The 21,657-nt window shown below is 64.4% G+C and carries 23 protein-coding genes; 15 read left to right on the top strand and 8 right to left on the bottom strand.

Features of this window, described 5'->3' with window-relative positions; genetic code table 11:
- Positions 1-43: 43 nt before the first annotated feature.
- The 4 genes from IGS61_RS23465 to IGS61_RS23450 all read left to right on the top strand — a co-directional run bounded on the left by IGS61_RS23465 (position 44) and on the right by IGS61_RS23450 (position 3,446).
- A complete protein-coding gene (locus IGS61_RS23465; RefSeq protein WP_230541807.1) occupies positions 44-1,174 on the top strand; it encodes a toxin-antitoxin system YwqK family antitoxin in 1,131 nt (376 codons plus the stop codon).
- A 28-nt stretch (positions 1,175-1,202) separates the two neighbouring features.
- On the top strand, positions 1,203-2,003 hold the full coding sequence (locus tag IGS61_RS23460; protein ID WP_230541806.1) for a toxin-antitoxin system YwqK family antitoxin: 801 nt from the start codon (positions 1,203-1,205) through the stop codon (positions 2,001-2,003).
- An 85-nt stretch (positions 2,004-2,088) separates the two neighbouring features.
- A complete protein-coding gene (locus tag IGS61_RS23455) occupies positions 2,089-2,577 on the top strand; it encodes a MarR family winged helix-turn-helix transcriptional regulator (protein ID WP_230541805.1) in 489 nt (162 codons plus the stop codon).
- Between the two features lie 77 nt (positions 2,578-2,654).
- The gene (locus IGS61_RS23450; protein WP_230541804.1) at positions 2,655-3,446 is read left to right on the top strand and encodes a toxin-antitoxin system YwqK family antitoxin; all 792 of its coding nucleotides are present in this window, start codon (positions 2,655-2,657) and stop codon (positions 3,444-3,446) included.
- Here the strand turns inward: IGS61_RS23450 and IGS61_RS23445 are convergent.
- Positions 3,443-4,765, bottom strand: a complete 1,323-nt coding sequence (locus IGS61_RS23445; protein ID WP_230541803.1) for a chloride channel protein — start codon at positions 4,763-4,765, stop codon at positions 3,443-3,445. The genes IGS61_RS23450 and IGS61_RS23445 overlap by 4 nt on opposite strands.
- Before the next feature lie 115 nt (positions 4,766-4,880).
- Positions 4,881-5,780, bottom strand: a complete 900-nt coding sequence (gene nhaR, locus IGS61_RS23440) for a transcriptional activator NhaR (protein WP_230541802.1) — start codon at positions 5,778-5,780, stop codon at positions 4,881-4,883.
- A gap of 159 nt (positions 5,781-5,939) precedes the next feature.
- Between nhaR and IGS61_RS23435 the strand changes: the two genes are divergently transcribed.
- Both IGS61_RS23435 and IGS61_RS23430 read left to right on the top strand, forming a co-directional pair.
- Positions 5,940-6,902, top strand: coding sequence for a TerC family protein (locus tag IGS61_RS23435; protein ID WP_329958086.1), 963 nt, complete (start codon positions 5,940-5,942; stop codon positions 6,900-6,902).
- A gap of 83 nt (positions 6,903-6,985) precedes the next feature.
- Entirely contained in the window at positions 6,986-7,387 is a 402-nt protein-coding gene (locus IGS61_RS23430) for a TerB family tellurite resistance protein (protein WP_230541801.1), read from the top strand.
- Positions 7,388-7,393: 6 nt separating this feature from the next.
- Here IGS61_RS23430 and IGS61_RS23425 read toward each other — a convergent pair whose 3' ends face one another.
- Positions 7,394-7,747, bottom strand: coding sequence for a YnfA family protein (locus IGS61_RS23425; protein WP_230541800.1), 354 nt, complete (start codon positions 7,745-7,747; stop codon positions 7,394-7,396).
- Positions 7,744-8,958, bottom strand: coding sequence for a sugar diacid recognition domain-containing protein (locus IGS61_RS23420; RefSeq protein ID WP_230541799.1), 1,215 nt, complete (start codon positions 8,956-8,958; stop codon positions 7,744-7,746). The genes IGS61_RS23425 and IGS61_RS23420 overlap by 4 nt, the downstream gene beginning before the upstream one ends.
- 147 nt (positions 8,959-9,105) lie before the next feature.
- Here IGS61_RS23420 and IGS61_RS23415 point away from each other — a divergent pair, with 147 nt between their 5' ends.
- Both IGS61_RS23415 and IGS61_RS23410 read left to right on the top strand, forming a co-directional pair.
- Positions 9,106-10,437, top strand: a complete 1,332-nt coding sequence (locus tag IGS61_RS23415; protein ID WP_230541798.1) for an MFS transporter — start codon at positions 9,106-9,108, stop codon at positions 10,435-10,437.
- Between the two features lie 56 nt (positions 10,438-10,493).
- The gene (locus IGS61_RS23410; RefSeq protein WP_230541797.1) at positions 10,494-11,762 is read left to right on the top strand and encodes a glycerate kinase type-2 family protein; all 1,269 of its coding nucleotides are present in this window, start codon (positions 10,494-10,496) and stop codon (positions 11,760-11,762) included.
- Here the strand turns inward: IGS61_RS23410 and IGS61_RS23405 are convergent, their stop codons facing one another.
- Positions 11,763-12,779 (bottom strand): zinc-binding alcohol dehydrogenase family protein, encoded by a 1,017-nt coding sequence (locus tag IGS61_RS23405; protein WP_230541796.1) that lies wholly within the window; start codon positions 12,777-12,779, stop codon positions 11,763-11,765.
- A gap of 95 nt (positions 12,780-12,874) precedes the next feature.
- Between IGS61_RS23405 and IGS61_RS23400 the strand changes: the two genes are divergently transcribed.
- From IGS61_RS23400 to IGS61_RS23385, 4 genes are all read left to right on the top strand, one after another.
- Positions 12,875-13,780, top strand: a complete 906-nt coding sequence (locus IGS61_RS23400) for a LysR family transcriptional regulator (protein WP_230541795.1) — start codon at positions 12,875-12,877, stop codon at positions 13,778-13,780.
- 96 nt (positions 13,781-13,876) lie between these two features.
- The gene (locus IGS61_RS23395) at positions 13,877-15,418 is read left to right on the top strand and encodes a DUF1800 domain-containing protein (protein ID WP_230541794.1); all 1,542 of its coding nucleotides are present in this window, start codon (positions 13,877-13,879) and stop codon (positions 15,416-15,418) included.
- Positions 15,419-15,559: 141 nt separating this feature from the next.
- Positions 15,560-16,744, top strand: coding sequence for a DUF1501 domain-containing protein (locus IGS61_RS23390; protein ID WP_230541793.1), 1,185 nt, complete (start codon positions 15,560-15,562; stop codon positions 16,742-16,744).
- A 216-nt stretch (positions 16,745-16,960) separates the two neighbouring features.
- Positions 16,961-18,085 carry an AI-2E family transporter gene (locus tag IGS61_RS23385; protein ID WP_230541792.1) on the top strand — a complete coding sequence of 375 codons (1,125 nt, stop codon included), beginning with the start codon at positions 16,961-16,963 and terminating at the stop codon, positions 18,083-18,085.
- Positions 18,086-18,192: 107 nt separating this feature from the next.
- On the opposite strand, the gene IGS61_RS23380 is transcribed toward IGS61_RS23385, so the two are convergent.
- Positions 18,193-18,417: a hypothetical protein gene (locus IGS61_RS23380; RefSeq protein ID WP_010396348.1), complete on the bottom strand. Its 225-nt coding sequence runs from the start codon at positions 18,415-18,417 to the stop codon at positions 18,193-18,195.
- A 141-nt stretch (positions 18,418-18,558) separates the two neighbouring features.
- Between IGS61_RS23380 and IGS61_RS23375 the strand changes: the two genes are divergently transcribed.
- The 3 genes from IGS61_RS23375 to IGS61_RS23365 are packed head-to-tail and all read left to right on the top strand — an operon-like array spanning position 18,559 to position 21,059.
- A complete protein-coding gene (locus IGS61_RS23375; RefSeq protein WP_230541791.1) occupies positions 18,559-19,317 on the top strand; it encodes a phosphatase PAP2 family protein in 759 nt (252 codons plus the stop codon).
- A gap of 5 nt (positions 19,318-19,322) precedes the next feature.
- Positions 19,323-20,237 (top strand): diacylglycerol/lipid kinase family protein, encoded by a 915-nt coding sequence (locus IGS61_RS23370; protein ID WP_230541790.1) that lies wholly within the window; start codon positions 19,323-19,325, stop codon positions 20,235-20,237.
- 3 nt (positions 20,238-20,240) lie between these two features.
- Complete coding sequence (locus IGS61_RS23365) at positions 20,241-21,059, top strand: metallophosphoesterase family protein (RefSeq protein ID WP_230541789.1); 819 nt, start codon at positions 20,241-20,243, stop codon at positions 21,057-21,059.
- Positions 21,060-21,088: 29 nt separating this feature from the next.
- Here IGS61_RS23365 and IGS61_RS23360 read toward each other — a convergent pair whose 3' ends face one another.
- Together IGS61_RS23360 and IGS61_RS23355 are read right to left on the bottom strand one after the other, a co-directional pair.
- The gene (locus tag IGS61_RS23360; RefSeq protein ID WP_230541788.1) at positions 21,089-21,379 is read right to left on the bottom strand and encodes a type II toxin-antitoxin system RelE/ParE family toxin; all 291 of its coding nucleotides are present in this window, start codon (positions 21,377-21,379) and stop codon (positions 21,089-21,091) included.
- On the bottom strand, positions 21,372-21,617 hold the full coding sequence (locus IGS61_RS23355) for a type II toxin-antitoxin system ParD family antitoxin (protein ID WP_230541787.1): 246 nt from the start codon (positions 21,615-21,617) through the stop codon (positions 21,372-21,374). The genes IGS61_RS23360 and IGS61_RS23355 overlap by 8 nt, the downstream gene beginning before the upstream one ends.
- Positions 21,618-21,657: the final 40 nt, after the last annotated feature.

The raw sequence follows: 21,657 nt of genomic DNA, 5'->3' as shown, positions 1-21,657 counted from the left end.
CTTTATGATAGTGGCCGTAAAGCAACATGAGCAATGGAGCAACATGAAGAATCAACAGACGTTGCGCTGGCTGCTGGCCGCCGCGCTGGGCATGGGCGCAGCCCTGCCATTGGCGGCACAGGAAGATGCGCCGTTGCCGGCAACGGCTTCCGATCACGCGCAAGAAGAGGACAAGACCATGTATCTGGATGAAAATTTCATGCCAAGCAACCAACGCCGCGCCGTGTATGCGCTGCGCACGCCGCCGGAGCGCGACGAGGCGCTGGGCGCCTGGCATGTGCGGCTCGAATTTCCCGACACGCCGGGCGTGCTGGCCTTTGAAACCTATGCCACGGATCTGGACTTGAGCCAGATCAAGTTCGTGCGTTTTCGCAAGTACTACTACGAGAATGGCCAGCTGCTGCGCGAAACCTACTTCAATGCCCAGGGCGAGGAGCTGCTGGGCGGCTGCGTGTACTTCGAGAATGGCCAGGTCCAGCAGCGGGTCACGGCCTTGCCGAACGGACGCGACAGCATCTCGGAAACGTATCACAAGAACGGCCAGCTGATGAGCCGCACGCTGTACCACGGCGACGAGATGGCCGATGGCGAGCACGTGTCGTATGGCGCGAATGGCGCCGTCAGCAACCGCTCGTATCGGCGCAATGGCCAGATGGATGGCCTGGAGGAATCGTTTTATGCCGATGGCAAGCTGTTCCGAAGGGGACGGCACGTCGATGGCCAGCGCGAGGGCGAGTTTGTCATGCTTGCCGAGGATGGCAAGGTGCTGGCCAGGACCGTCTGGGTGCACGGCCAGCCCGACGGATGGTCGTTTGAAAGCCATGGCAATGGCGTCGTGTCGAACAAGACGCTGTACCGGAAAGGCGCCGTGCTCAGCTTGCAAACGTGGGGGCCGAATGGCCGGCCCAATTTTGCGTGGCAGAAAGACGCGCAGGGGCGCGACCATGGCGACACGACGGACTGGCATGCCAACGGCGTGCGCGCCAGCGTGACGCCGTTTGTCGAAGGCCAGCGCCACGGCTTGCTGCAGACCTGGTACAGCGACGGCAGCCTGCGGCAGATCGTGCCGTATGAACACGGCAAGAAGCACGGCATCGAGCGCCAGTGGGACAAGACGGGCAAGCTGGTGCTGGAACAGACGTGGCAGGCTGGCCAGCCCGTGGCCGCGAAATAGGGGGGATCGCATGCGGTACGGACAGAAAATGCGCCTGGCCCTGCTGGCGGCGCTCATGACGGTGTTGCCGCCGGCGGCGCAGGCGCAGGCGCCGGCTGGCGGCACATCGTTCTATGACAGCGGCCGGCTCCAGCAAAAGGTCACCTTGCTGCCGAACGGGCGCGACCGCATTGCCGAGACCTACCACGAGAATGGCCAGCTGATGAACCGCATCACTTACCACGGCCAGCGGATGGCCGATGGCGAGTATGTGTCGTATGGCCCGAATGGCAAGGTCAGCAGCCGCGCCTTCCTGAAGGATGGCAGGATGCATGGCTTGCAGCAATTGTTTTACGCCGACGGCAAGCTGTTCCAGCGCAGCCATTTCATCCATGACAGGCTCGATGGCGAGGCCGTCACCCTGGCCGAGGATGGCAAGGTGCTCGCCAGCATGATATGGCGCAATGGCGAGCCCGACGGCTGGTCGTTCGACAGCCATGACAATGGCCAGCTGGCGCAGAGAGCGCTGTACCGCAGGGGCAAGTTGCTCCGCATGCAGAAGTGGGGCAGCAATGGCCAGCCGACCGTTGCCTGGCAGCAGGATGCGCAAGGGCGCGAGCAGGGCGACGTGACGCAGTGGCATGACAGCGGCGTGCGCGCCCAGGTCATTCCCATGCGCGACGGCCAGCGCCACGGCTTGCTGCAAAGCTGGTACGGCGACGGCAGCCTGCGGCAACTGGTGCCCTACGAACACGGCAAGAAGCACGGCGTCGAGCGCGAGTGGGATCCGTCCGGCAAGCTGGTGCTGAAGCAGGCCTGGCGCCATGGGGAGCCTGTAACAAGCAGTTAGTGGAGGGCCGTCTTTGCAGGTATCATGCAGGGATTCCGGCCCGCCAGCAGGCGCGAAGCCGGCAGGATAACTGGAGGCAACGGTGGTGGAAGCGGAAGTATCGGCGGTGGCCAAGGCGCAAAGCCTGGCCTTGCAAAACATGCGCGTCGTCATGCGCGCGGCGCAGCGGCATTCGGCACAGGTCGAAAAGCAATGCGGCGTGTCGGGCGCGCAATTGTGGGTGATGCAGGAATTGCTGGAGCGGCCAGGCCTGCGCATGGGCGAGCTGGCAAGCAAGATGTCCATCCACCAGACGACGGCCAGCAACCTGGTCGAGGCGCTGGTGAAAAAAACCTATGTGCGCAAGGCGCGCGACCAGCCCGACCAGCGCGTCGTGACGCTGACCCTGACGGTGGAAGGGCATGCCGTGATCGCCGGCGCGCCGCAGCCGGCGCGCGGTTTGCTGCCCAGTGCGCTGGCGCAGCTCGATGCCGCCAGCCTGGCGCACCTGAACCAGGGCTTGAGCGCCTTGCTGGCCGTCGTCGCCCCCGATGACAGGCAGGCGGGCATGCAGCCGTTTCCGTTCACCATGTAGTCGCCGGCAAGCGTGTGGCCGGGCCGCTCCGCTTGCCCTTATCATCGGCGCTGTCGCAGTGTTGATGAAAGCATGCCTTGAAGATCGTCATTCCCGTTTTGCTGGCTACCGTCCTGGCCGGTTCATCCCTTTCCATGGCCACTGAGTCGGCCACCCGATACTTCGACGCGGATTATCAGCCTGCCGGGCGGGCCGCCGCCATGTACGAGCAGCGCGCGCCGCTGCGCCACGACGCGGGCCGTCAGGCCTGGCACTGGCAGCTGCATTTCGCGCAGCCGCCAGGCAAGCTGCACATGGATGCCTGGCTGCGCGACGCGGATCCGGAGTCGCCCGACTACGTCCACCAGCGCAGCGTGTATTTCGCCGATGGCCAGCCGGCGCTGCTGGAAGAGCGCAACGGCGAGGGCGACTTCGACGGCGTGAACGTCGCCTGGTATGCGGATGGCACGCTAAAAAGCCGCAAGGCTTACCGCGGCGGCGAGTACGAGGGCTTGCATAGCCACTACCATGCGAATGGCCAGCTGAGCCGTGAATTGCGGTACCAGGCGGGCCAGCCTGCCGATGGCGAATACCTGAGCTTTGACGAGCATGGCCAGGTCAGCAACCGCGCCCATTTTGCCGATGGCGTGCTGTCGGGCCAGGCGGAGGCGTTTCATCCGAATGGCCGGCTGGCCGAGCGCGGGACGTACCTGGAGGGTCAGCGCACCGGCCTGTACGAGGCCTGGTGGCCGGACGGCCGCGAAAAGGCGCACCTCCATTACGTGCATGGGGAAAAGCACGGGCTGGAGCGCAACTGGGCCGAGGACGGCACGCGCACCGTCTGCGCATGGCAGGACGGCAGCTTGCTGCGCCCCTGCAGCCATTTTTAGTTCGGTGGCGCCGGCAGCCGCTGCAGCTGCAGCTGCGCCAGCGCGCCGTACAGCGGTTCGCTGAGCACGCGCGAGACGGTGCTGGCCACCACCGCGCACGCCATCAGGCTCAGCACCATGCCGTGGCCGTCGACCATTTCCATGACGATGATGAACGCCGTCAGCGGCGCCTGCGTGGCGGCGGCCAGGAAACCCACCATGCCCAGTGCGATCAGCGCGGGCGCGTGCGGGTAGTGCAGCAATTGCGCAATGTCATGCCCGATGCCGGCGCCGATGGCCAGGGATGGTGCAAAGATGCCGGCCGGCACGCCCGACCACACGGTCAGCCACGTCGCCACATATTTGAAGGCCACAAAGGCCGGTGCCGCGTCGCTGGAACCTTCCAGCATGGCGCGCGTGGCCACGGTGCCGCTGCCGAACGTGGCGCCGTGGCTGGCGATGCCGATGGCCGCCACCAGCAAACCGCAGACGGCGGCGAACAGCACGGGCCGGCCTGTTCTCCACGCGGACAATTTCCCCAGCGGATTGCCCCGGGCGGACGCCAGCAGCAGCCGCGCAAACAGGCCGCCGGCCACGCCCGCGACCAACGTTACCAATAAGCCTGGCAGTGCCAGCGCCAGGCCGATGGGGCCCGGATGGATGATGCCGAAATGGGTGGCATTGCCGTGGATGGACACGGCCATCATGCCGGCCAGCACGATGCCGGCGACAATCAAGCCGCTGTTGCGCTGCTCGGGCGAGCGCGACAATTCCTCGATGGCAAACATGACGCCCGCCAGCGGCGTGTTGAAGGCGGCCGCGATGCCGGCCGCGCCGCCCGCCACCAGCAGCGAGTGGGCGCTCACTTGCGAGTGACGGGGCAGCCAGCGCCGCGCGGCCAGCATCACGCCGGCGGCGATCTGCACGGACGGCCCTTCGCGTCCCAGCGACAAGCCGCCCAGCAAGCCGCCCGCCGTCAGGCCGATCTTCGCGGCGCTGAGTTTCAGGGAGACAAACAAGGAGCGCTGCTCGGGCGCCACGGCCGGGTCCAGTGCCGCCATCACTTGCGGGATGCCGGAACCGGCCGCGCCCATCGCGTAGCGGCGCGTCAGCCAGACGAGCAGGGCGGCGCAGGCCGGCGTCCACAGCAGGGCGAACCACCAGGCCTTGCCGTTAAAAAAGAGAAAACAATCGAGCGCTGTTTCCGCCAGCCACGTAAAACCCACGACGACGAGGCCCGCGACGGCGGCCATGCCGACGACGACGGCGCGCGACCACCACAGGCGCGGGTTGGCAAATTCATGCTTGAAGGCAGAGGGGATGTCGTGCAAGTGCTTCATTGCGGCAAGTCCTGGAAGGGGCGCGCAAGGCGTCGGGGAGACTTGCCATTATATAGATGTATTTGATCAAATGTATTTGCGGGGTTTTAATTGTGGAACTTCAGTTGTGGAACTGCTACACGAACAGTTCGCGCCGCGCGCTCTGGCTGATGGCGACGGTGGCCGGGTGGCTCAAACGGCGTTCCGTGGTGATCGCATACACTTGCTCGACGAGGCTGTCGACCCGCCCCAGCGCCACCACGCCATGCTGTTCGCAGACCTGGGGCGCGATCACGGTGGGGGCGAAGAACAGGCCGGCGCCGGACTGGCCGAACGCTTGCATCATGGCGCTGTCGTCGAATTCGCCGACGATGCGCGGGTGCAGATTGTGCTCGCCCAGCCATTGCAGCAGGCGGCCGTAGATGGCGAAATCCTCGCCCGGCAGCAGCAGCGGCGCGCCGTCGAGGCAGCGGGGAAAGCCGCCTGCCAGGGTGGCGGCCAGCGCCGGCGTGCCGAACAGGGTCATGCCGCTTTCGCCCAGCAGGTGGTTGTAGCCGCGCACGCTCAAATGGGACGGCATGGGGCGATCGGCGATGATCAGGTCCAGCCGGTGAACGGCCAGGTCCGCCAGCAGGCTGGCCAGCCGGCCTTCGCGGCAGATCATGCGCAGCGGTTCGGCCAGGCCCAGCGCCGGTTCGACGAGGCGGCAGGCGATCAGTTTCGACACGGAATCGGCGCAACCGACGCGAAACGTGGTCGTCGCCGTGCGCGACTGGTCGCGCACGATTTCCAGCAATTCATCGCCCGTGCTGAAAATCTCTTCCGCATGGCTGAGGATGCGCCTGCCCGTCTCCGTCAATTCCAGCTTGCGCCCGCTGCGGCGGAACAGTTCCACGCCCAGGGTGTCGGCAAAGTCGCTGAGCTGGCCCGAAATCGATTGCGGCGTCAGGTGCAGCTGCTCGGCCGCGCGGGCGATGCTGCCCGTCTTGGCCACCATCCAGAAATAGCGCAAGTGCTTGAAGTTGAGTGTCGACATGTTTGTTCCCGGCAAATTAATGCATCGACTTTTTCGATGTATTCGTAAATTATATTCGATTTGTTCGATGTTTATATTCAGCCTATGATGACTGCTCAATTCATGCAAGGAGAATGCCATGGGCATCAGGATACAGACAGATTATTGCGGAGGCCGCCGATGAACGGCCTGGAGAGCATTGCAACGGCGCCCATGTGGGCCGGTTTCATCGCCTTCGTCCTGCTGATGCTGGCGCTGGACTTGTTCGTCTTCGGCGGCAACAAGGCGCACAAGGTGGGCGTCAAGGAAGCGGCGACGTGGTCGCTCGTGTGGGTCAGCCTGGCCCTGCTGTTCAACGGCGGCCTGTGGTGGTATCTGAACGGCACGGCCGGTCCCGAGATCGCCAACCAGAAGGCGCTGGAGTTTTTCTCCGGTTACCTGATCGAGAAAGCGCTGTCGGTCGATAACGTGTTCGTCTTCCTGCTGATCTTCAGCGCCTTCCAGGTGCCGATCCAGTACCAGCGCCGCGTCTTGATTTACGGCGTGCTGGGCGCGATCGTCATGCGCGCCGTGATGATCATGGCCGGCGCGTGGGTGGTGAGCGAGTTCAGCTGGGTGCTGTACCTGTTTGGCGCCTTCCTGTTGATTACCGGCATGCGCATGCTGGTGGCGGCCGATGCGGAGCCGGACGTGGCGAACAACCCCGTGCTGCGCTTTGCCCGCCGCCACTTGCGGGTGGCCGACGGCGACCACGGCGAGCGTTTCTTCGTGGCAAAGGGCGGTTTGCGCTATGTCACGCCCCTGTTCCTCGTGCTGATCCTGATCGAGGTGACGGACCTGGTGTTTGCGGTGGACTCGATCCCGGCGATCTTCGCCATCACGACGGATCCGTTCATCGTCTTCACGTCGAACCTGTTCGCCATCATGGGCTTGCGTGCCTTGTACTTCCTGCTGGTGGACGTGGCGGACCGCTTCCACATGCTCAAGTATGGCCTGGCGATGGTGCTGGTGTTCATCGGCGCCAAGATGCTGGTCATGCCGTGGTACCACGTGCCGGTGGAAGCGTCGCTGCTGGTGGTGGCGGTGCTGATCGTATCGAGCTGCGTGGCGAGCGTGTTCATCACCCGTAGCGACAAGAAGTAAACAGCGAGTTAGTAAAACAGCAGTACGGCGCGCCCCGCACGGCGGTGGCGCGCTTTTCAAACCAACAATGGAAAGTAAAGACTATGCGTACCTATGAAATGAACAGTCCCCAGGCAGCGGGACGTATTCTGGCCCTGATGATGGTGGTCGATGGCAACCTGGCCAGCGCCGAGCTGCAGGCCATGCACCGCAGCAAGATTCTTGAGCATATCGACCTCGAACCGGCCGCCTTCCAGCAATTGCTGCAAGACCTGTGCGACGACATGCTGACCTCGACCGTGCATGGCGCCGTGCAACTGGCCCATGGCGTGATCGACAGCCTGCTCGATGAAATCACGGACCCGGACTTGCGCCGCAAGCTGCTGCAGGCCATGTGGAAGATCGCCGATGCGGACGACTGGCTGGCCGATGGCGAAGCCGTGCTGCTGGCCCGCGCCAGCGCGGCATGGTCGGCGGAAACGAATTTCCGCGCGCATGCCGCTTGATGCACATCAAGCCGTCTTATGCCCCATGGCAATGACGGCGGCGCCGGCCAGGGCCAGGCCCACGCCCGTCACATCGGTCCAGGCGGGCGTGACGCCGTCCACCAGCCACAGCCATCCCAGCGCCGTGGCGATGTAGATGGCGCCATACGTGGCGTAGACCCTGCCGCTGGCGGCCGGGTGCAGGGTCAGCAGCCACACGAAGAGCAAGAGGCTGACGGCGGCCGGCAACAGCAGCCAGGCGCTGCCCTTGTTGCTCAGCCACAGCATGGGCAGGTAGCAGCCCAGCAGTTCAGCCACGGCCGTGACGGTAAACAGCCCGAAAGTGCGGGCAAGACTGGTCCACTCGATGGCGTCGTTCATGGCATTCCTGTTTTTTCAGTCGGGCCGCCATTGTAGCCGGGCGAACCTTCATTGAGCTGCAGGGCAACATACAGCAGCAGGCGGTCATCCGTGTCGTCCAGGTCCAGCCCCGTCAGTTCGGCGATCTTTTGCAGCCGGTAATCGAGCGTGTTGCGGTGGATGTGCAGCGCCCTGGCCGTGGCCATCGGGTGGCTGTGGTGGCGGAACCAGGCGGCCAGGGTGCGCATCAGGGTGCCCGCCTTGCGGTCGTGCGCCTGCAGGCGGGCCAGGGTCTGGCGCAATTGCTCAGCCTGCCAACCGTCCTGCAGGCCGGACAGCAGCACGGGCAGGCTCAGTTCCAGATACGAAAAAGTGGCTTGCGCGCCATCGCGGGCGCGTCCCACGCGGGCCGTCTGCTTCGCCGATTCATATGAAGCCGTCGCCCCGTCGAGGCCCGGCAAGGCCACGCCCATGGACAGGGTGGCGGCCGGCGCGAGCGCCTGCTGCGCCACCTGGTGCAGTTCGAGCAGGCGCTGCCTGGCCTGCGCCGCGCGCGCCTGCTGCGGGCCACTGGCGGGAAAGGCGTCGAGCAATACCAGTTCGCCCGGCGAGACGACGGCCATCAGCAGGGCAGGCCAGCGCGCCGACAGGTCGGACTGCACTTGCTGCAGCTGCGTCAGCACCTGGTCCAGCCGCTCGCCCGGGCCTTCTCCCGCATCGGGTATTTCCAGCACGAACATGGCGCGCGGCACGCGCAGATCGACGGCCAGGCGCGCCGCCCACGCCTGCATGCTGGCGTCCGAAATGCCCGTGCGGTAGACGAGCTGGAACACGAATTCCTCGCGGTAGCGCTTTTCGTGCTGCAACTCGCTGAGCAGCCGCGCCTGCTCCAGCATCATTTCCGCCATGGCGCGCACCAGTTCGCCGAACTGGCGCACGGCATCGGGCTCGCCCGTCAGGCCCAGCACGCCGCAAATCTCGCCGCGCACCGTCAGGGGCAGGTTGATGCCGGCCCGCGTGCCGGGCAGCCTGGCCATGTCGGCCGCGCCGATTTCCACGCTGGCGCGCCGGGCGAGCGCCAGCTGCGCGCCCGGATGCAGGTCGCCCACGCGCTGCGGGTCGCCGCTGGCCAGGATCACGCCGCGCGCATCGATGACGTTGACGCTGAACGGAATGATGTGCATGGTGCGCCGGACGATGTCTTGCGCCAGGGGAAAATCGATGCTCGGCATGGCTGGTCGCCTTATGGTTTTGTGCATTTGCATGGAATCATCGGATTAAACACTATATTTCTTCGTGCATCCGCCCGATGACTGTTTCTGCCGGCGATTGTACGATGGGTTGCTCGTATCCCATAAAAAAATACTCAGGAGACACCCATGACCACCCAACCAGGCGCCAGCCTGCCCGCCGGCGCGTCCGCGCAGGACCGCGTGCGCGAAGGCGCCTACCGCAAGGTCACCTTGCATCTGATCCCCTTCATCTTCATTTGCTACCTGTTCAATTACCTGGACCGCGTGAATGTCGGCTTTGCCAAGCTGCAAATGCTCGATGCGCTGCAATGGAGCGAAAGCGTGTACGGCCTGGGCGCGGGCATTTTCTTCATCGGCTACGTGGCCAGCGGCGTGCCCAGCAACCTGCTGCTGCACCGCCTGGGCGCGCGCAAGGTCATCGGTACCCTGATGATCGCCTGGGGCATCGCTTCGGCCTGCCTGATGTTCGTCACCACGCCGGCCGCGTTCTACTCGCTGCGCTTCATCACGGGCGTGTTCGAGGCGGGCTTCTTCCCCGGCATCGTGCTGTACTTTACGAACTGGTATCCCGCTTCGCGCCGGGGCCGCATCATGGGCCTGTTCATGTCGGCCATTCCCATTTCCGGCTTGCTGGGCAGCCCCTTGTCGGGCTGGATGATGCAATCGTTCGCGGGCCACGGCGGCCTGGCCGGCTGGCAATGGATGTTCTTGCTGCAAGGCATCCCTACCGTGCTGCTGGGCTTTCTCGTGTACGTGCTGCTGAACGACGGCATCGCCCAGGCGAAGTGGCTGAATACGGAAGAAAAGCAGCTGCTGCGCGCCGACCTCGACGAGGACGAACGCCAGCGCCGCAACGGCGCGAATACGGCCGACACCTTCGCCAGCGTCTTGCGCAACAAGCACGTGTGGATGCTGGGCCTCGTGTATTTCTGCATCCAGATGGGCGTGTATGCGATCAACTTCTGGCTGCCCACCATCGTCAAGTCGCTGGGTTTTGCCAGCCCCGTCGCCGTGGGCTGGATCAGCGCCATTCCCTACCTGTGCGCCAGCATCTTCATGATCTGGGTGGGCCGTTCGGCCGACAAGCACAAGGAACGCCGCTGGCATTTGAGCGGCCCCCTGCTGATGGCGCTGTGCGGCTTGCTGCTGGCCACCCAGGCGCACGGCAACGTGGTCGTCGCCATCGTCGGCCTGTCGCTGGCGACCATGGGCGCGCTGTCTGGCCTGCCCATGTTCTGGCCCCTGCCCACGGCGTTTCTCGGCAGCGCGGCGGCGGCCGGCGGCCTGGCGCTGATCAATTCGCTGGGCCAGGTGGCCGGCTTCGTCAGCCCCTTCCTCGTCGGCTGGATCAAGGATGCGACGGGCGGCACCGACGTGGCCCTGTATATTCTTTCCGCAGTCATGCTGCTGGGCGCCATACTGGTGCTGCGCGTTCCCGCGCGCATCGTGAATCGCTAAGTGAATCGCTAAGTGAACCGTTAAACGAACCTGCCATCGAACCGGAGGAATTGACAATGACGACCACCGCCGTGCCGCGCGCCTTGCTGCAAGCAATGTTCCACGCCGCCATCGAGGCGGCGCAGCCAGCGCACTGCATACCGCCCCATCTGCCGCCCGCGCCCAAGGGACGGCTGATCGTCATCGGCGCCGGCAAGGCCTCGGCCGCCATGGCGCAAGCCGTGGAGCGGCACTGGCCGGGGCCGCTGTCGGGCCTCGTCGTCACGCGCTACGGCTATGCCGTGCCGTGTGAACGCATCGAGATCGTGGAAGCGTCGCACCCTGTGCCGGATGCGGCCGGCATGCAGGCGGCGCAGCGCATGCTGGAATTAGTTGCCAACTTGCAGGCGGACGACACGGTGCTGTGCCTGATCTCGGGCGGCGGCTCGTCCCTGCTGGCCCTGCCGCTGGACGGCATCACCTTGGCCGACAAGCAAGCGTTGAACCGCGCGCTGCTGGCGTCGGGCGCCACCATCGGCGAAATGAATTGCGTGCGCCGCCATTTGTCCGCCATCAAGGGCGGCCGGCTGGCGGCCGCCTGCCATCCGGCGCAAGTCATCACTCTGGCCATTTCCGACGTGCCTGGCGACAAGCTGGGCGATATCGCCTCCGGCCCCACGGTGGGCGACGCGACGACGTGCGAGGATGCGCTGGCCATCGTGCGCCGCTATGGCATGGACTTGCCGGACAGCATAAGAAAAACGCTGGAAAGCGGGCGCGGCGAATCCGTGAAACCCGGTGACCCGCGCCTGGCGCGCACGCGCACGACCCTGGTCGCCACGCCGCAGATGGCGCTGGAAGCGGCCGCCGCCGTGGCGCGCGCGGCCGGCGTCACGCCGTATATATTAGGCGACAGCCTGGAAGGCGAGGCGCGCGACGTGGGCAAAGTCATGGCCGGCATCGCGCTGCAAACGGCGGTACGGGGCCAGCCGTTTCCCGCCCCGTGCGTGCTGCTGTCGGGCGGTGAAACGACGGTTACCGTGCGCGGCAATGGGCGCGGCGGGCGCAACGTGGAATTTTTGCTGGCGCTGGGCATCGCGCTCGATGGGCAAGCGGGCATCCATGCGCTGGCCGGCGACACGGATGGCGTCGACGGCCAGGAAGAGATCGCCGGTGCGCTCCTGGCGCCCGACACTTTGCAGCGTGCCTGGGCGCTGGGCATCAAGCCCCGCGATAGCCTCGACAACAACGATGGCCACGGCTTCTTCCAGGCGCTGGGAAACGCCGTGATCACTGGCCCGACCTTGACGAATGTCAATGATTTCCGGGCCATCCTGATTACCTGATCAGTTAAAACCTTCCAGGACGATTTTTCCCTTCGCCGTATTGCTCTCCAGCAGGGCATGCGCGCGTTTCAAATTCGCCGCATTGATCGTGCCGAAGCGCTCGGCCACGGTGGTCTTGATGATGCCCGCATCCACCAGCTGCGCCAGTTCTTCCAGCAAGGCATGCTGCTGGACCATGTCGGCCGTCTGGAACAGGGAACGGGTAAACATCAGTTCCCAGTGCAGGGACACGCTCTTGCCCTTGAACTTGCGCACGTCGATGTGCTCGGGGTCGTCGATCAGGGCAAATTTCCCCTGCGGCGCGATCAGTTCCACGATCTGTTCGAAATGCTTGTCCGTCTGGTTCAGGCTGATGACGTAATCGACGGGCGGTAAACCGAGGCGCGTGATTTCGGCGGCCAGCGGCAGGCTGTGGTCGATCACGTGGTGCGCGCCCAGTTGCTTGACCCAGTCGGCCGTTTCCGCGCGCGAAGCCGTGCCGATGATGGTGACGCCTGTCAACTGCCGCGCCAGCTGCACCAGCACGGAACCGACGCCGCCGGCCGCGCCGATCACCAGCAACGACTTGCCGGTCAGGCTCTTGTCGCGGCTGAGCTGCAGGCGGTCGAACAGCAGTTCCCAGGCCGTAATGGCCGTGAGCGGCAGGGCGGCGGCCGCAGCGAAATCGAGGCTGGCCGGCATGTGACCGACGATGCGCTCGTCGACTAATTGAAATTCGCTGTTGCTGCCGGGGCGGTTGATGGCGCCCGCGTACCAGACCTTATCTCCCACCTGGAACAGGGTGACGTCGGGGCCGACGGCCGTGACGACGCCGGCCGCATCCCAGCCCAGCACTTCCGGCTGGCCGTCTTTCGGCGCGCGGTTCTTGCGCACCTTGGTGTCGACGGGATTGACGGAGATGGCCTTGACGGCGACGAGCAGGTCGCGCCCCGTGGCGACGGGCACGGGCAGCTCGATGTCGAGCAGGGCGTCGGCATCCGTGATGGGCAGGCTGTGGTGGTAGGCGATGGCTTTCATGTGCTTCCTCGTTGAGTGGATACCGTATGATGGTCGTATTGTCGCCTTGGAAAAAGGGGGCGCGTACCGAAACACTTTCAAAGGAATGCTGAAAATTGCTGCGACTCGATGACTTGCAGGTATTTGTGCGCACGGCCGACCGGGGCAGTTTGTCGGCGGCCGCGCGCGAGATCGGCATCTCGCCCGCGCTGGCCAGCGCCGCCGTCAAGCGCCTGGAAGGGGAGCTGGGCTTGCGCCTGCTGGCCCGCACGACCCGTTCGCTGAGCCTGACGCCGGAAGGCACGCAATACCTGGAACATGCGCGCGAAGCCTTGCGCCTGCTGCGCGCAGGCCATGATGCTCTGCTGGCCGGCAAGGACAGTTTCGGCGGAACCTTGAAAATTGCCATGCCTTCCGACCTGGGCCGCAACCTGATGCTGGGCTGGCTGGACGAATTCCAGCTGCGCCATCCGAAGCTGCATTACCAGCTCAGCGTCAGCGACCGGGTGGCCGACATGGTGCGCCAGCAAGTCGACGTGGCCCTCCGCTATGGCCAGCAAGACGATTCGAGCCTGATCGCCATGCCGATCGCCCCCGCCAACGACCGCGTGCTGGTGGCCTCGCCCGCCTACCTGCGCGAACATGGCCCGTTGCTGGCGCTGGAAGACTTGTCGCAGCGCAATTGCCTGCGCTTCGCGCTGGAAGACGGCTTGCACGACCGCTGGACCTTTTACCGCCTGCCCCAGCGCGAGCAAGTGACGGTGTCCGTCAGCGGCAACCGCAGCGCCGACGACGCCGACCTCGTGCGGCGCTGGGCCGTGGCGGGCCTCGGTATCGCCTGCAAATCGCGGCTCGATGTGGCAGGCGACCTGGCCGCCGGGCGCCTGCAAGCGCTGTTGCCCGAGGTGGCGGGCGAGGCCACGCCCTTGCACCTGGTCTGCACGCACCGGGCGCAAGTGACGCCGCTGGTGCTGCAGCTGCGCGATTTCCTGCGCGACAAGTGTGCGGAATTAATAAAATAGCATTATTAATTACAACTCGTTGCAAATGGCAATCATGCGCGGGTCAAGCTGGGCGTACCCTCAGGCATTCTGCATGAAACCGCTTGAAGGATAGCCATGACCCCCAACCGATTATTGCCGACGGTTTTGATGTCCCTGCTGCTGGCCGGCTGCACCGCAACGCAACCTGCCGCCCAGGCCGATCATCGCGCGCCGGCCAGCGCCGCGCAGGACATTGCCATGCTGCAAAGGGTCAGCTGGGGCGTGAACGGGGACAGCGTGCGCCAGCTGCAGCAGCAAGGCTGGAATGCCTGGCTGCAGGCGCAGTTGCATCCAGGCAAGGCCAGCCTGCCGCCCGCCGTGCAGGCGCAGATCGACGCCATGACCATCAGCCAGGTGCCGCTCGATCAGCTCGTCATGTCCGTGGAGCAAAAGCGCAAGGCGTCCGCCGGCGTCATGGACGACATGGCGAAGCAGCAGGCGCAAAAGGAGTATCAGCAGGAACTCAATCGCCTGGCGCGCGAGGCGGCCACGCGCTCGCTGTTGCTCGACGTGTATTCGACTAACCAGTTGCAGCAGCAGCTGAGCTGGTTCTGGCTCAACCATTTCAGCGTGCACCAGGGTAAGCACAATCTGCGCGCCATGGTCGGCGATTACGAGGCGAACGCCATCGCACCGCATGCTTTGGGGAAATTTCGCGACTTGCTGGGCGCCACGGTCCACCATCCGGCCATGCTGCGCTACCTGGACAATGAAGCCAATGCCGTCAAGCGCATCAATGAAAACTATGCGCGCGAGCTGATGGAGCTGCACACCCTGGGCGTGAACGGCGGCTACAGCCAGACCGACGTGCAGGAACTGGCGCGTATCCTCACGGGCGTGGGCGTCAACCTGGGCACGGATACGCCGAAGGTGAAACCGGCGCTGCAATCGCAATACGTGCGCCAGGGCTTGTTCGAATTCAATCCGAACCGTCACGATTACGGCGATAAACAATTCCTGGGGCAAACGGTGAAGGGCAGGGGACTGGCCGAGCTCGATGAAGCGCTGGACCGCCTGAGCCGCAATCCCGCCACCGCGCACTTTATCAGCGGCAAGCTGGCCCAGTATTTCGTCGGCGACAATCCGCCCGAAGCGCTGGTGGCGCGCATGGCGGCCACCTTCCGGCACAGCGACGGCATGATCGCCGACGTGCTGCAGACCATGTTCAGCAGTCCCGAGTTCAGGCAATCGCTGGGCAAGAAATTCAAGGACCCCATGCATTATGTGGTGTCGGCCGTGCGCCTCAGCTATGACGACAGGCCCATCCTCAACGCGGCCCCCATGCTGAGCTGGCTCGCGCGCATGGGCCAGCCCCTGTACGGGCGCCAGACGCCCGATGGCTATCCCTTGACGGACGCTGCCTGGGCCAGCCCCGGCCAGATGACGACGCGCTTCGATATCGCCCGCACCATCGGTTCGGGCAGCGCCGGCCTGTTCAGGACGGAGGGGCCGCAGCCGCAGGAAAAAGTCGCGTTTCCCCAGCTGGCCAGCGCCCTGTATTACCAGTCGCTGCAGCCAGGCCTGAGTCCGGCCACGCGCCAGGCCCTGGACCAGGCCGCCTCGCCGCAGGAGTGGAATACATTTCTGCTCTCTTCGCCGGAAATGATGCACCGCTAAAACGCCTGCCAAAACCTGCTGCGCGTCGCGACTTGCGGCCTGCGATGCTCACTGTGCATTCGCACAGTTCCGCGTCTCGGCCACAATTCACTGCCGCTCGCTACGGTTTTGTTCACGCGTTAAATACTGAAAGGAGTTGCCATGAACCGTCGTGACCTGTTGAAAGCCCTGGCCGCCGCGCCCTTGCTCACTCACGCGGGCAGCCTGCTGGCCGCGCCCGCCACGGATGCGAAGCTGCTGTTCGTCTTCCTGCGCGGCGGCTATGACGCGAATAACCTGCTGGTGCCGGTCGGCAGCGATTTTTACTATGCGGCGCGGCCGAATATTGCCATCGCGAAACCCGGCGAGGAAAACGGCGCGCTGGCCTTGAACGCCGACTGGGCCTTGCATCCGGCCTTGCGCGAGAGCATTTATCCCATGTTCACCGGCGGCGAGGCGGCCTTCATCCCGTTTGCGGGCACGACGGATTTGACGCGCAGCCATTTCGAGACGCAGGACAGCATCGAACTGGGACAGGAGATCGGCGGCCGGCGCGATTTCCGCTCGGGCTTCTTGAACCGGCTGGCGCAAAGCCTCAATGGCAGCAAGCAAGCCATTTCCTTCACGGACCAGCTGCCGCTGATCTTCCAGGGCGGCGTGCAAGTGCCGAACATGGGGCTGCGCTCGGTGGGCAAGTCCGGTATTGATGCGCGTCAAAGCCAGCTCATCGCCGCCATGTACCAGGGCACGCCCTTGCAGCAACCGGTCAGCGCGGGCTTTGCCGTGCGCGCGGACGTGAGCCGGGAATTGACGGGAGAAATGCAGGCGGCCAACCGCAACGCCATCAGTACCAAGGGTTTTGAACTGGAAGCGCAGCGCATCGCCCGCTTGATGAAGGACAAATACAACCTCGGTTTCGTCGACGTGGGCGGCTGGGATACGCACGTGGGGCAGGGCGGCGCCAACGGCTATCTGGCAGGGCGCTTCGACGAACTGGGGCGGGGCCTGGCCGCATTTTCGCAGGAAATGGGCAGCGCCTGGCGCAATGCCGTGGTGGTGGTGGTCAGCGAATTTGGCCGCACCTTCCGCGAAAACGGCAACCGCGGCACGGACCATGGCCACGGCAGCGTGTTCTGGGTGCTCGGCGGCGGGATCAAGGGCAAGCAGGTGGCGGGCGAGCAGGTGGCGATTTCGCAGGCGAACCTGTTCCAGAACCGCGACATGCCCGTGCTGAATGAATACCGGGCCGTGCTGGGCGGCTTGCTGCGCCGCACCTTCGGCTTGACCCCGGCGCAACTCGATCACGTGTTTGCCGGCGTCAAACCGGTGGAGCTGGGACTCGTGTAAATCAGCGAACCTCCGTGTTACGCTACGCCTGCGCAACTGGCGCGTAGCCTAGCACCTATCAAAACCTACTGCGCGTCGTAATTTGCGGCCTGCGATGCTCACTGTACCTTCGTACAGTTGCGCTTCTCAGCCACAACTTCCTTCCGCTCGCTACGGTTTTGTTAGGCGCTATAAGCCCGTACACCTTTACAGTGTGCTGGGCATGAATGGAGTGGTATGACCGATACCCAGCGCGACATCGTCAGCGCAGGCTTTTCCCTGGCCCTGATCGCCGTGACGGCCTTCGTCATGCAGCGTTTCTTTTTGCCCCTCGTGTGGGCCGGCATCCTGTGCGTGGCCACCTGGCCCCTGTACCTGCGCGTGCGCGCGGCGCTGGGCCAGCGCACCCTCATCGCGGCAGCCGTGCTGACCCTGGCGTTCGCCTGCATCTTCATCATTCCCGTGCTGTTCGGCGTGGCGCAGGCGGCGCGCGAAGTGCCCGTGCTGGCCAATTTCGTCGTCCATGCGAATACGGATGGCTTGCCCGTGCCGGACTGGGTGGCGCACATTCCGCTGGCGGGCAGCGCCATCGGCGACTGGTGGCAAGCCACCCTGAGCCAGCCCCACGGCCTCGGCCACTTCTTTGCGGGCAGCGCCGTGGGCGGCTTTCATTCCGCGCGCGACATGCTGAAAGTTCTCGGTGCGGACGTCTTCCACCGCCTCGTCGACTTCGGCCTGGCGTTTTTATGCCTGTTTTTCTTTTACAAGGATGGCGAAGCGCTGACGCGCCAGATCACGGCCGTCGGCAGCCATTTCCTGCGGCCCGAACGGTGGGGGCGCTATGCGCAAAAGATTCCGACGGCCATCCGCGCTACCGTCAACGGCCTGGTGCTCGTGGGGCTGGCCGAAGGCGTGCTGATCGGCTTCGCCTATGCGATTGCCGGCTTGCCGTCGCCGGCCCTGTGGGCGTTCGCCACGGGCATCCTGGCCATCATCCCATTTGGCGCGCCGCTCGCTTACCTGTGCGCGGCCGCCTTGCTGGTGTTCCAGGGCAATGTGGGCGCCGCCATCGGCGTGGCCGCGTGGGGCACCGTGGTGCTGTTCGTGGCCGACCATTTCGTGCGCCCTGGCATGATCGGCAATGCCACCCGCTTGCCCTTCCTGGCCGTGCTGTTTGGCATTCTGGGCGGCGTGGAAACCCTGGGCCTGGTGGGCCTGTTCATTGGCCCCGTCGTGATGGTGTTGTTCGTCACGCTGTGGTACGAAGCGAATGTGTTTGACAAGCTGCCGCCTGCCAACCCGCTTGCCGACGCAAGTGCCGAAACACCTGCCAGCCCGGCCGCACCGGAACGCACGCAGTAATGAGGGGTCGGCCAGCGTTGCCGCCGGCCGGTACTGGCGCGCTCCTGGCGTGGCCGGACGGAGCTGACTTGATAACAGGGTGCGAACACCTTGTTTTAAAGTCATTCTTAATGCGCCTTGGATAAAATGAGGAGCCAACGGCGCATCAGCAGCACTTCAACATAGCCCGGCTCGATGCCCGTACCGCACTCGATCAAGGGATTGACGGTGTAGTAGCGCTTGCGGAAGTCGCGGCAGACGAGGATTTCGCGCTTGCCCATGCGGACGAGGAAAGAGCTTGGGGCGTATTCCAGGCCGAACCGTGAGCCAAAACCGCTATTCAATGTTGCCATGACAATTCCTTTGAGGGAGATGTGTTGAACGAGTCATCAGAATAGCATAACTACTGTATGAAAACACAGCTACTGTATGAATAAACAGTATTTTTTTACTGGTGTGGTTTTTTTGATCATCGCCAGGGACATGAAAGAGAGATGAGTTTGCAAGAGAAAAATGACATGGGCATGACCACGGGCTGGGCCCTTAAACTGCGGCGCTTCGTCGAGGCGCGCCTGTCGCCCGAGGGCGAGCTGGGACTGCACATGACGGTCGGCGTGGCGCTGATGCTGGTGGCCATCGTGGTCTTCCACGAGATCGCCGAAGCCGTGATGGGCATGGCCCGGATCACCGTGATCGACTTGCAGGTGGCGCAGTGGTTCAACCAGCATGCCGTGCCGTGGATCACCAGCGTGCTGCTGGTCGTCACGCATATGCATGGCGTGATCGGCGCCATCACCCTGGCTACCTTGCTGGGCTGGTATCTGCACCGCAAGGGCGCCAATTACTGGCTGTTTACCCTGGTCATCACCATGCCGGGCGTCATGTTTTTGAACCTGCTGTTAAAGTACATTTTTGTCCGCGCGCGGCCCAGCTTTGACGAGCCCATCCTGCAGACGGCCTTGAGCACGTACAGCTTTCCCAGCGGCCATACGGCCACGTCGACAGCCCTGTACGGTCTGCTGGCCGCCTACCTGATTTGCCAGACGGCACCGGGCGCCTGGGGCAAGCGCATCGCCATCGCGCTGGCATCCTTCCTGATGGCGGCGCTCGTCGGCTTCAGCCGCATTTACCTGGGCGCGCATTACCTGAGCGATGTGCTGGCGGCCATGGCGGAAAGCTATGGCTGGCTGGCCATCTGCATCGCCGGCGTGTCGACCCTGCGCCGCCGCCGGCATATCCGGCAAACCAGATAAGGGGAGTGATCCTGAGCAAGATTGCAGTCATCATCAATGCGGGCGCCGGCTGCGGCTATGCGCCCGACTGGGCGCAGCAGCTGGAAGCGCAATTCCTCGCCGTCGGCCTCGATGCCGCCATCACCCTGGCGCAAAGCGGCGCCGAGATGATTGCCACGGCCGAGCAAGCCTTGCGCGATGGCGCGCCCATTGTCGTGGCCGGCGGCGGCGATGGCACCATCAATGCCGTCGCCTCCGTCGTCGTCGGCAGCGGCACGCCGTTTGGCGTCTTGCCGCTAGGCACCTTGAACCATTTCGCCAAGGATCTGAATATTCCCCTCGCGCTGGAGGCGGCCATCGCCAATGTGGCGCAGGGCGTGCGACACCAGGTCGACGTGGGCGACGTCAATGGCCGCATCTTTCTGAACAATTCCAGCCTGGGTTTGTATCCCGATATCGTGCGCGACCGCGAAAAGCAGCAGCGCCGGCTGGGACGGGGCAAATGGCTGGCGTTCGGCTGGGCGCTGGTGGCCGCCTTGCGCCGCTATCCCTTTCTCAGCGTGCAATTGAAACTCAACGATGCCGTGCATGCGCGGCGCACGCCTTTTGTCTTCATCGGCAATAATGAATACCTGATGGAAGGCTTGAATATCGGCGAGCGCGAACGGCTCGATGGAGGCCAGTTGAGCCTGTACGTGGCGCAGCGTCCGGGCCGCCTGGGCTTGCTGAAGCTGGCCTTGCACGCGCTGTTCGGCAAGTTGTCGCAAGCCAAGGATTTCGACGTGCTGACGGCCACCGACCTGGAAATCGCCACGCGACACCGCCGCCTGCGCGTGGCCACCGATGGCGAAGTGACCGTCATGAATACGCCGCTGCAGTACCGCATCCGTCCCGCCGCGCTGGATGTGATCGTTCCCGCGCCGGCGCCAGCCCAGGAGTAGGCCATGCGTACCCTCGTGCATTTATCTGACTTACACTTCGGCAAGGTCGATGCGGCCCTGCTGGCGCCCCTGCGCGCGCTGGTCGAGCGCCTGGAACCGGACGTGGTCGTCGTCTCGGGCGACCTTACCCAGCGGGCCCGCAGCGTGCAATTCCAGCAGGCGCGGCACTTTCTTGACAGCTTGCCGGGGCCGCAGATCGTGGTGCCAGGCAACCACGACGTGCCCCTGTATAACGTCTTTTCCCGCTTCCTGACGCCGCTGGTGAAGTACCGGCGCCATGTGACGGACGACCTGACGCCCGAATATATCGATGAGGAAATCGCCGTGCTGGGCATCAATACGGCCCGCTCATTGACGTTCAAGGATGGCCGCATCAGCCATGAGCAGATCGATTTCCTGCGCGAACGGCTGGGCCGTTTGCCGCCCGGTTTGACGCGCATCATCGTCACGCATCATCCGTTTGACTTGCCCGAGCATTTCGACAAAGATGACCTGGTGGACCGCGCGCCGCTGGCGCTGCAAATGTTTTCCGAATGCGGGGTCGACCTGCTGCTGGCGGGCCATCTGCACGCCAGTGTGGCGGGCAACACGGCCGAACGCTACAAGATCGCCGGCTACGCCGCCCTGATGGTGCAGGCGGGCACGGCCACGTCGACGCGGGGCAGGGGCGAGTCGAACTCCTTCAATGTGCTGCGCGTGGAAAACAGCTGCATCCGGGTCGAGCGCTACAGCTGGAGTGACGAGAGTGCCGACTTTGAAAAGGTCAGCACGGAAGCGTTTGAACGCCAGGGCGGGGTGTGGGCCAGTTTGCGGCCGCTGTGAGGCGCCGCATGCGCGCGATGGATTATTGACTACAGATGGCGTGCCGGATCCATGCGGTCATGCAAAATGCGCACGATGGCAATGCCATAGTGAGTGATGCGGAAATAAATCATGTGCCGTCCCACTTTGCGGCGCCGGTAGCCGGGCCGGATCTGCTCGCATGCCGGTGCCGTCTCGGGCGTGCGCGCCAGCTCATCGAAGGCCGCCGTCATGTTGTCAAGATAAGCACTGGCCTGCTGCACGCTCCACCGCTGCGACGTATACGCCCAGATCGCCTCAAGATCATGCTCGGCGGCGGGCGTCAGCCGGTATTCAGCCATGCGCTGCCAGCATTCTCTGCTTGAAAGCCCTGGCGTCGAAAGGCTGGGGTTCGCCGCTGGCCTCGCCTTCCACCAGCGCCGCGCGGATCGCATCGAGTTCGGTGCTGCGTTCCTGTTCACGCCGGATCAGGTCTCGGATGTACTCGCTGTCGTTGGTATAGCGCCCGGCGTCAATTTGCGCCTTGATCCAGTCGTCCTGCTGCTCCGTCAAGGTAATGGTCTTGCGCACGGTGCCCATGGTGGTCAGCTCCAGAGATGAGTAGTACGACGATCATCAT

Origin of the sequence: Janthinobacterium sp. FW305-129 (assembly GCF_020858115.1) — a bacterium.
Classification (GTDB): Bacteria; Pseudomonadota; Gammaproteobacteria; order Burkholderiales; family Burkholderiaceae_D; genus Janthinobacterium.
Note: the sequence above shows the minus strand (reverse complement) of the source record. Positions and strands in the feature narration are given on the sequence as shown.